This window comes from Ruegeria sp. BHSB064 (genome assembly GCF_059613205.1).
In genome coordinates, this window is record NZ_JBXWSB010000148.1 from 1 (window position 1) to 9,337 (window position 9,337).

A 9,337-nucleotide genomic window follows, 5' to 3' on the forward strand; every position below is an offset into this window, starting at 1 on the left:
TACTACAACCAGACGCAGGATATGTCTTTGCGTTGGGACGTGGTGATTGACCGCTTTGCGCCCAGTGGGATGCAAGACGAAGCCCTGTTCGAGGGCGAAGCTGATGCACGCCCCCATCTGAACGGTGATATTGTGCTGGATCATGTTTCGGTTCGGGACATGGACGGCAATCAGGTGTTGGACGATCTCAACCTCAGCTTTCCCGGCGGCAAGACAATCGGCATTTCAGCACCCAGCGAAGAAGATCGACGGGCGATTGCAGAGTTGCTGACGCGTGAAATTCTGCCGAGTGGCGGCAAGGTTCGGATTGGCGATGTCAACCTGGCCGAGCTGCATCAAGGCGTCGTAGCCGCGCGTATCGGTTATGCCACTTCCCGCCCCGTCATGTTTCAGGGCACGCTGGGTGACAATGTAATGATGCCAATGCGGTTCCGTCCTCTGGCAGACGGTTCGGATGATCCGGATTTCGCAGAAACATTGCGGGCGGGGAACAGTTCTGACCCGTTCAAGGCGGATTGGCTTGATCCTTCTCTGGCCGGATTGCAGGATGCGGCGGCTTTACGCGATTGGTGGTTGCAACTGATCGACGGGATGGGCTCGGGCGCGGCCCTGTTTCAACGCGGTGCTGAACAGACCTTCAACGCGGCCGAGCATTGTGAACTGGCGCAGAAACTGGTCCAGCTGCGACCGCTTGTGCGTAAGGCCGTTCAGGATGCGGGTCTTGAACAACAAGCGTTGATTTTCGATCGCAATCTGTACAACCCGGCCTTGCCTGTGGCCGAAAACCTGCTGTTTGCCACGCCCAGCGTTCCGGTGACGCACGCCTTGTTGGTGGAACAGACGGTGTTTCTGGGGCAATTGCGAGAGTTGGGGCTGGATGAAACACTGATCGCTTTGACCCGTGACGTGATTGAGATGTTACGCCAAATCTTTGGCCTTGACGGAACGGATCACCCTCTGTTCCGCAAGCTTGGGTTGGATGCCCAGACCTATGAAGCCGCCGTGGATTTGGTAGAGCACACGCGCAAGGAAGGTTCGGCAGGTCTGGATGATGAGCAACTGGCCAATATGCTGGCTGTGCCATTTGTCATTTCGGCCGAACAGATCGGGCCTGCCTTCACCGATGAGCTGAAAAACCGCATCCTCGAACTGCGGCACAGCCACTCTGAGAAGCTGATGGAGCGTTTGAAGGACGTCTTTGTTCCTTTGGACCCCGACGTCTACGCCCCGGGTCTTACTGTCATGGAAAACGCGCTGTTCGGCAAAGTCAGCCAGATAGGCGGTGCCCGTTCCGATGAGGCGCGCAAGCTGATTGTCGATGTGCTGGCCGAAAACGGCGCGCGGCCATTGGTGACGGAGCTGATCTATGACGTGCCGGTGGCCTTGGGTGGTCAGAACCTGCCAGCGGTATTTGCAGAGCCATTGGCCTTTACGCGTGCAACGATCAAAAAACCGGACATCCTGATCCTGGAAAGTGCTTTGGCCAGCTACGACATGCAAACGCAGGTCGCTGTCTACAAGAAACTCCGAGAATTGCTGCCTGATACAACCGTCATCTACCTGAACGATCAGTTCGAAAATCCCGATGTATTCGACATGTACGTTGAAATCAGGCAAGGTCGTGTGGTCTCGGACGGAGGACCGGTAGACGTGGAGGAAGACAGCGCAGCCTCAGCAGACCTGGCGCGGAAACTGCGCGCGCTCGAACAGACCCCGTTGTTTTCGGGACTGGACCGGCGGCAGTTGCGTCTCTTAGCCTTTGGTGCGCGTTGGTTTGACGCCGAGCCTGGGCAGGTGGTGTTCCTGAAAGACGATCAACCAACCGATGGTGCCTATGTTGTGCTTGAAGGTGAAGCCGGTTTGTACCTGCCGCAGGATCAGGGCCCGGATCAGCTGATCACCACAGTAGGGCCGGGCGCATTGGTCGGAGAGCTGGGCCTGATCCGCAAGGAGCCGCGTGCGTTGAGCATGGTGGCTGAATCTCGGCTGTCCTGTCTGCGGATTGGTGAAGAGGAATTCCTTGCTGTTGTCGAGAATGACGCTGCGACCGCCTTCAAGTTGCTTCAGGTGATCGCTGGCTACGTCTCCAGCTAAACGATCAACTGTCTCCTGCGCAGAACAGCTTGTAGAGCAGGCCAATCACTTGTTCGGTTTTCCCGTCGCGCAGGGAGTAGTAGATCGTTTTGCCATCTCTGCGGGTCGAAACAAGCCCTTCTTCGCGCAGGCGGGCCAGCATCTGGCTGACTGCGGCCTGTCGCAACTCAAGAAGGTCTTCAAGCTGACCCACTGATTTTTCACCGTCTCCAAGGTGGCACAAGATCATCAGCCGCCCCTCATGGGCCAGCGTTTTCAGGAACGCAGCCGCGCGGGCGGCATTGTCTTTCATGTCCGGCAGAGTGTCCGTGCTGTGTGCCTGAGGATCGGTTTGTTTGAGTGCCACGTTTTGACCGTTGTTCCTATTTTTATTGGGTCAATATGCCTCAAATACGCAGGTGTTGTCACCCCTCGGTTGCAGGGGCACCGCCTTGAAAAGCGTTGCCTTCGACGTAATCGCAGGGGTCTTCCTGCATTTGAAGGTGTAAGTCGCGACCTACATACGGATGCGCGCGGGCCAGGTCTTCGTCAACGTCGATGCCAAGGCCAGGCGCTGTTGGTGGGGTTACGAATCCGTCCTCGATCCGTATGGATCCTTTGATCAGTTGGTCGTGGAACGGTGTTTCGATGGTTTCCAGCAGCAGTAGATTTGGGATCGACGCGGCCAGATGGATATTGGCGGCCCATTCCACCGGACCCGCATAAAGATGCGGTGCCATCTGTGCGTTGAAGACCTCAGCCATGGCGGCAACTTTCTTCATTTCCCAAATCCCGCCTGCGCGTCCCAGCGCCGGTTGCAGGATTTCCGCGGCCCCGGCACGCAATACGGCGCCAAATTCGGCCTTGGTCGTCATCCGCTCTCCGGTGGCGACGGGGATGCGTACATTGCGGGCGACACGGGCCATATCTTCGATCATGTCCGGCGGCGTGGGTTCTTCGAACCAAAGCGGTTGATAAGGCTCCAACGCTTGCCCCAGCCGGATGGCCCCGGCGGTGTTGAATTGACCATGGGTGCCGAACAGCAGATCGGCCTTGTCGCCCACCGCTTCGCGGATTGCCTTGCAGAAGGCAACCGACATCGAAATGTCACTCATCGCGGGCATGTGACCGCCCCGGATCGTGTAAGGGCCTGCGGGGTCGAATTTGACGGCAGTATAACCACGCCGCACCATTTCAGCTGCCGTTTCGCCAGCTTGCGCAGGAGAAGTCCAGAAATCAGTCAGATTGTGCTGGGGCAGGGGGTAAAGATACGTATAGGCCCGGATTCGGTCGTTCATCTTGCCGCCAAGCAAAGCATAGACGGGGCGGTCGCGATCCTTGCCCAGAATATCCCAGCAGGCGATCTCCAACCCTGAAAACGCGCCCATCACGGTCAGGTCTGGTCGCTGGGTAAAGCCGCTGGAATAGGCGCGGCGGAACATCAGTTCGATGTTTTCGGGGTTTTCACCCAGCATGTGCCGTTCAAACACGTCCTGAATGACATGGCGCATCGCCTCTGGTCCAACGGAGGAGGCATAGCATTCGCCCCAGCCGGTGATGCCGGTGTCTGTCGTCAGTTTGACCAGTATCCAATAGCGCCCACCCCAGCCCGGTGCAGGCGGGGCGGTGACGATAACGTCGAGATCCTGTAGTTTCATCCCAAGTCCTTTCGGAGGGTCAGGTCCTGTCGAACAGGATCACGTTGCGCTTGGCCGAACCGGTTTTGGTGTCAGCAATAGCCTCGTTGATCTGATCCAAAGACCAGCGGCCCGAGATCAACTCGTCCAGTTTCAGTCGCCCTTGTTCATAGAGATCCACCATCCACGGAATGTCCCGCTGGATCACCACATCGCCCATCTTTGAGCCAACAACGCCCTGACCCAGGGCTGCCAGAACAACAGGCTCATAACTGGCCATGTCACCCGAATGCGGCATCCCGATCATGATCGCCTTGCCGCCAAGGCCAAGGTAGCGCGGGGCCTGATCATAGGCAGGGATCGCGCCAACCGTGATCAGAACCGCATCCGCACCACGCCCGCCTAACGCCTTGTAAGCGGCTTTCCACGGCTGGTCCAAACTGGCCAACACGCCGTGGGTTGCGCCGAATTCCTTGGCGATCTCAAGCTTTTCTTCGGTCATGTCCACGGCCACGATCCGCCGCGCGCCTGCAATTCGCGCGCCCTGAATGGCGTTCAGGCCGACGCCGCCTGCACCAATGACCACGACGTCCTGACCAGGGCGCAAACCTGCTGCGTTCACAGCAGCTCCAACCCCGGTGATAACGCCGCAGGAGAGCAGGCTGGCCAGATCCTTGGGCAAGGTTTCAGGGATTTTGACGATCTGGCGGTGGCTCACCACAACTTTTTCGGCAAAGGCACCGCAAGCCATGGCCTGCTCTAGCGGGCCTCCGTCGCATGTTAGCAACGGCCCTTTGACCGTATCGTAGGGTGTTTCGCAGATTGTCGGTTTTCCGCCCGCACAGCTGGGGCACGTTCCGCAGGCTCGGATCAGCGTGACAACCACAGGGTCGCCGACTTTGAAGCCCCCAGCGGCATCACCAACGGCGCTGATCACGCCAGCGGCCTCGTGGCCGTAAACCGCGGGCAGGAACCCGCCCCATGCGCCTTCGGCATAGGATATGTCTGAATGGCAGATGGCGACAGCGTCCAGTGTCACCTCGACCTCGCCCGTGCCGGGGGCTGCGAGCTGAACCTCTTCGATTACCAAAGGTTCGCCAAAGGCCCGGCAGACTGCGGCTTTGATTGTTTGCATGTTGTCCCTCTCTCCCGTTGGGTTCACGGTGGCGCGGGAAACGGCAACTCGCAAGGCAGAAACCGCCATTTGCGTGTCGTTGTTACGCCACGACAGGGCTGGATCTGCGGAACAACAAGAAGCCTGCCAGCATAAGCACTAGCGCCAGCAGGAAGGGTGCGCCGGGCAGGTAGAGCGGTGTGTCCGGCCGAATGAACTGCGCGAAAATGGATGTCATCAGCAAAGGTGAGATCACCATCGACAGCGCGTGCAAAGCGGTCAGAACACCCTGCAATTCGCCTTGCTGCGAATCGGGCGTGGCCTTGGACATCATGGCCTGAAGGGCAGGTGTAATGACCGCTCCGATAGCCGTTATTGGAATGAGAAGCAGCGCGATGAGGCCGTTGGTGAGGAAGGCCAGAATTGCGAAGCTAATGATCTCAAAACCCATTCCGTAGATGATTGTACCCCTCTCGCCCAGAAACCGGATGGCAGGCCGGATCAATCCGCCCTGCACAATGGCCATGCCTATACCGTAGACACCCAAGGACAGGCCTATCATCTGTGGCGACCATCCGAATCGCTCGGTTGTGAAATAGGACCAGATGGCGGGGTAGACGTAGATGGATACTGAATACAGGAAATACACCCAAAGCAGCGGCCGGATACCGGGCAAAGCGGCAATGGCGTTTAGCGAATTGAGAGGGTTTGCGCGTTTCAGGCTGAAGGCGCGGCGGTTTTTGTCGGTCACTGTCTCGGGCATCACGAAATAGCCGATGCAAAACGTCAGCGCCGCCAACCCCGCAGCGGCCCAGAACGGCGCACGAGTTCCGTATTCACTGAGCAGCCCACCGATGACAGGCCCAAGGACAAAGCCCATGCCAAACGCAGCCCCCAGCAGGCCAAAGTTTGCGGCTTTGTCCTTGGGCGCGGACACATCTGCCATAAAGGCCGCAGCGGTGGCGTGAGTAGCGGCGGTTACACCGCCCACGACCCGGCCTATCAGCAACAACCAAATGCTGCCCGCAACAGCCATGACGACATAGTCCAGCGCCATGACAAACAGGGACACCAGCAGGACGGTTCTGCGTCCGTATGCGTCTGACAGGTTTCCAAGTATGGGCCCAAAGATAAACTGCATCGCGGCGAAGGCTGTGCTCAGCACGCCGCCCCAGATCGCTGCATTGGCGAGCGAGCCGCCCTGAACCTCGACGATCAGTTCCGGCATGATCGGCATCACCAGACCGATGCCCATGGCGTCGATCATGACGATGCTGAGGATGAAGACAAACGGCAGACGCATGGAATCCGGCAAGAGATCTGATCAGCGCACCCTAAGCACAGATGTTAACCGAGGAAAGCGAGAGTTGATTGCAGATCGAACTGCCGTTGCGAAAGATCAGGGCAATTTGTCTGCCAGTTCGGACAGGATTTTCGCAAGTTCGTGCGGGTGCGAGAAGAACGGGGAATGCGAACTGTCGATGGTGCGGCGCATATCTTCGGGGATCGCTGCGCTCATCTCGGCCTGGTATTCGGTTGGTACAGTATGATCGTCCGTGGTGCGGATATATGCCTTGGCCACACGGTCGAAATTAGCACCTGTCGGAAGGGGTGTTTCCTGTGGGTGTATGGCCTGAGGGCACAGGCGCGCGTAGGCATAAGGCAGGATGTTGTCAGGGCAGTCATGGTAGAACAGCTGGGGAATAGCCTCGGCAGACACCGTGTATGACAGCCCGTCCGGGGATTTCTCAACTGCGTGTGCAATAGTTTGCTTTGGGCCGAGCCTGCGCATCTCGGCCATGGAAAGACCGTCTTTGGGCACGTAGGCGCACAGATAGATCAGCGCGCGCATTGCGTCGGGTTGCGCCTCGGCGGCGGCGCTGATCGGGTAGCCGCCCCAGGAATGCCCAACGATGATTGTATCGGCAGTGCTGGCGTGCAGCACAGCGTCGCGGCAACTGTCCAGTGTGACCTCGGCTACGGGCGTAGGGTCAGCGCCATGGCTGGGCATGTCGATGGCTTTGGCAGAATGCCCCAGAGCTTCAAGCGCGGGTATCAGGTCGCGCCAGCACCATGCACCGTGGCAAGAGCCGTGGACCAACAGGAAAGACGCCATTGCCGTTCTCCTTCAGATATGTCCGATTTCGGTCAGAAAGCCAGTCAGGATCTCTGCATATTCCGCTGGCTTTTCAACGCAGGGCAAATGCCCTGCCCGGCGGATCAGCCGGAACCGGGATCCCGGGATCAGATCGACGGTCTCACGCACCAGATCAGTGGGTGTCGATCCGTCTTCGCTGCCTGCAATGCCCAAGGTCGGCAGGCGCAATCCGCTTGTTGGGGTATAGAAATCGGTGCCTGCAATGGCCGAGCAACAGCCAAGATATCCTTCAGCCGGTTGGCCCACCATCATGTCGCGCCATGGCAGGTGGTTTTGTGCGGCGCGGAAATCACGCGAAAACCAACGTTCCATCGTTGCGTCGGCCAGTGCTTCGATCCCGCCTTTGCGCACGGCTTCGATCCGATCCTGCCAGACCGAAGGCGTGGCGATTTTGGCCGCCGTGTTCGAAAGAACCAGACCACGGATCTGGTCCATGCGCTTGACGGCAAGACCCTGAGCAATCATCCCGCCGATGGACAGGCCCACAAAAACACAGTCACGGACCTGCAGGTGATCCAACAATGCCTCTGCATCGCGTATCAATGCGCCCATCGAATACGGCGCGGGCGGTACCGAGGATTGCCCGTGACCACGTTTGTCGTATCGGATGATGCGCAGCCCTTTTGGCAAATGCGGCAAGACCGCATCCCATAGGTGCAGGTCGGTTCCCAAGGAATTGGCAAAGACCAATGGCGCACCGTCAGTTGGGCCGTCGATGCGGTAATTCAGTTTCACGTCGCCCAGATCAGCGATCTTCATGACTGGCTTCCTTGTCGCCATGACCTTTTGGGGTGCAACATGCACATCTTGTGCAGCCCTGTCAGGTCAGGAATTCCAATGCACTGGCAAAAACTGCGGGATCAACGTTGCCGCCAGACGCAACAACGATCACGTCGTCGCCTTCGATCTGGTCGCCCCGAAACAGGGCCGAGGCTAAAGCCACCGCGCCGCCGGGTTCCAGAACGATCTTGAGGCGCAGGAAGGCAAGTGCCATAGCGCGCAGAGCCTCTTCTTCGGTGACAGACAAGCCCGGACCGCACAGGCGGTTGAGAATCGGAAACGTGATATCTCCGGGTTGTGGCGTCAGAATGGCATCGCAGATGTTACCTGAAGCTGCGTTGTTGTTTTCAATCTGCCCTGACGCCAGCGAGCGTTTGACGTCATCGAACCCCTCTGGCTCACAAGGTCGCGCGCGCAGGTTCGGCGCATGTTTTTCCAGGGCCAGAGCGATGCCCGAGGTCAGGCCGCCACCACCGCAACAGACCAGCACGTCTGCCTGAGTGACGCCCAGATCCGATGCCTGCCGGGCGATTTCAAGCCCGGTGGTGCCTTGACCTGCGATAACCTGTGGTTCGTCATAAGGTCGGATCAGCGTCAGTCCGCGCTCGGCTGCAATAGCTTCGCCTATTTCTTCCCGTTTTTCGTTCGCTCGGTCATACAGAACGACCTCTGCCCCAAGCGCACGGGTGTTTTCGATCTTCAGTTGCGGCGCATCTGACGGCATAACGATGACCGAAGAAATGCCATGCTTTGATGCCGCCATTGCAACGCCTTGTGCATGATTGCCCGAGGAATACGCGATCACACCGCGCTGGCGTTCGGCTTCTTTCAGTGCCGAAATGGCCGACCAGGCCCCGCGAAACTTGAAGCTGCCGGTATGTTGCAGACATTCCGGTTTGACCAAAATCCGACGTCCGGCGAGATCGTCTAGAAATGGAGAAGACAGGATCGGTGTTTTGCGGGTATGTCCGTCCAGCCGTTCTGCTGCGGCTTCGATCATCTCGATTGTGCTCATGCGGCGCTCTTCAATACCTTTTGTATGAGATCCAAAGATTGGGGTTCATTCAGAAATGGAACATGCCCGCGATCGGGTACTTCTATTGAGATCAGGCCCGGATGACGGTCGTGCATTTCACTGACCGTGTCGGCGCTCAGAACGTCCGAATTTGCCCCTCGGATAACGCCCGTCGGAATGTCGCGCAGGGCTTCAAAGAACATCCACAGATCAGGTGTTGCCCCGCTTGCAGCCTGTTCTATCAGTGCCTTTCGAAGTGTGGGATCGTAGCGCAGCGCCAACCCATCCTCGCGTTTTTCGTACTGAATTTCGGCCTGCATGCGCCAGGTTTCCAGGGGAACGCCGGGGAATTGAGGCTCCATTACCTGTTTCAGCGTCAGAGCGGCCTCATCATAGGTTTGCACAGTTGGTTGCGCGCCCACATAGGCCATGATCTTGGCGATACCGGATGTTTCAATGACAGGTCCAACATCATTCAGGATCACCCCGGCCAGCCGCTCGGGATGGCTTGCGGCCAGAGCCATGGCAATCAGACCACCCCGCGAGGTGCCCAGAACGAA

9 protein-coding genes are annotated in these 9,337 nt (G+C 58.3%); 1 reads left to right on the forward strand and 8 read right to left on the reverse strand.

All coding sequences use genetic code 11. The features are described 5' to 3' along the window. A partial coding sequence (locus AC2FNU_RS21935) for a cyclic nucleotide-binding domain-containing protein (RefSeq protein WP_496792536.1) occupies positions 1–2,094 on the forward strand: 2,094 nt, incomplete at its 5' end. Positions 2,095–2,098: 4 nt separating this feature from the next. On the opposite strand, the gene AC2FNU_RS21940 is transcribed toward AC2FNU_RS21935, so the two are convergent. The 8 genes from AC2FNU_RS21940 to AC2FNU_RS21975 form a co-directional block, all read right to left on the reverse strand. After that, entirely contained in the window at positions 2,099–2,386 is a 288-nt protein-coding gene (locus AC2FNU_RS21940) for an ArsR/SmtB family transcription factor (RefSeq protein WP_496792568.1), read from the reverse strand. 112 nt (positions 2,387–2,498) lie between these two features. Then, on the reverse strand, positions 2,499–3,731 hold the full coding sequence (locus tag AC2FNU_RS21945) for a mandelate racemase/muconate lactonizing enzyme family protein (RefSeq protein ID WP_496792540.1): 1,233 nt from the start codon (positions 3,729–3,731) through the stop codon (positions 2,499–2,501). Between the two features lie 19 nt (positions 3,732–3,750). After that, the gene (locus AC2FNU_RS21950) at positions 3,751–4,845 is read right to left on the reverse strand and encodes a Zn-dependent alcohol dehydrogenase (protein ID WP_496792543.1); all 1,095 of its coding nucleotides are present in this window, start codon (positions 4,843–4,845) and stop codon (positions 3,751–3,753) included. Between the two features lie 82 nt (positions 4,846–4,927). Continuing rightward, the gene (locus tag AC2FNU_RS21955) at positions 4,928–6,127 is read right to left on the reverse strand and encodes a TCR/Tet family MFS transporter (protein WP_496792548.1); all 1,200 of its coding nucleotides are present in this window, start codon (positions 6,125–6,127) and stop codon (positions 4,928–4,930) included. A gap of 96 nt (positions 6,128–6,223) precedes the next feature. Next, the gene (locus tag AC2FNU_RS21960; protein WP_496792553.1) at positions 6,224–6,940 is read right to left on the reverse strand and encodes an alpha/beta fold hydrolase; all 717 of its coding nucleotides are present in this window, start codon (positions 6,938–6,940) and stop codon (positions 6,224–6,226) included. A gap of 12 nt (positions 6,941–6,952) precedes the next feature. Continuing rightward, positions 6,953–7,741: a 3-oxoadipate enol-lactonase gene (gene pcaD, locus AC2FNU_RS21965; protein WP_496792558.1), complete on the reverse strand. Its 789-nt coding sequence runs from the start codon at positions 7,739–7,741 to the stop codon at positions 6,953–6,955. A 61-nt stretch (positions 7,742–7,802) separates the two neighbouring features. Then, the gene (locus tag AC2FNU_RS21970) at positions 7,803–8,777 is read right to left on the reverse strand and encodes a threonine ammonia-lyase (RefSeq protein ID WP_496792561.1); all 975 of its coding nucleotides are present in this window, start codon (positions 8,775–8,777) and stop codon (positions 7,803–7,805) included. Then, positions 8,774–9,337 (reverse strand): alpha/beta fold hydrolase (locus AC2FNU_RS21975; protein WP_496792565.1); only part of this gene is annotated, 564 nt, incomplete at its 5' end. The genes AC2FNU_RS21975 and AC2FNU_RS21970, both read right to left, overlap by 4 nt.

Bases quoted from the DNA above. Each gene is read 5' to 3' on its own strand.
- AC2FNU_RS21940 (WP_496792568.1), bottom strand. From the start codon at position 2,386: ATGAAAGACAATGCCGCCCGCGCGGCTGCGTTCCTGAAAACGCTGGCC.
- AC2FNU_RS21945 (WP_496792540.1), bottom strand. From the start codon at position 3,731: ATGAAACTACAGGATCTCGACGTTATCGTCACCGCCCCGCCTGCACCG.
- AC2FNU_RS21950 (WP_496792543.1), bottom strand. From the start codon at position 4,845: ATGCAAACAATCAAAGCCGCAGTCTGCCGGGCCTTTGGCGAACCTTTG.
- AC2FNU_RS21955 (WP_496792548.1), bottom strand. From the start codon at position 6,127: ATGCGTCTGCCGTTTGTCTTCATCCTCAGCATCGTCATGATCGACGCC.
- AC2FNU_RS21960 (WP_496792553.1), bottom strand. From the start codon at position 6,940: ATGGCGTCTTTCCTGTTGGTCCACGGCTCTTGCCACGGTGCATGGTGC.
- pcaD (WP_496792558.1), bottom strand. From the start codon at position 7,741: ATGAAGATCGCTGATCTGGGCGACGTGAAACTGAATTACCGCATCGAC.
- AC2FNU_RS21970 (WP_496792561.1), bottom strand. From the start codon at position 8,777: ATGAGCACAATCGAGATGATCGAAGCCGCAGCAGAACGGCTGGACGGA.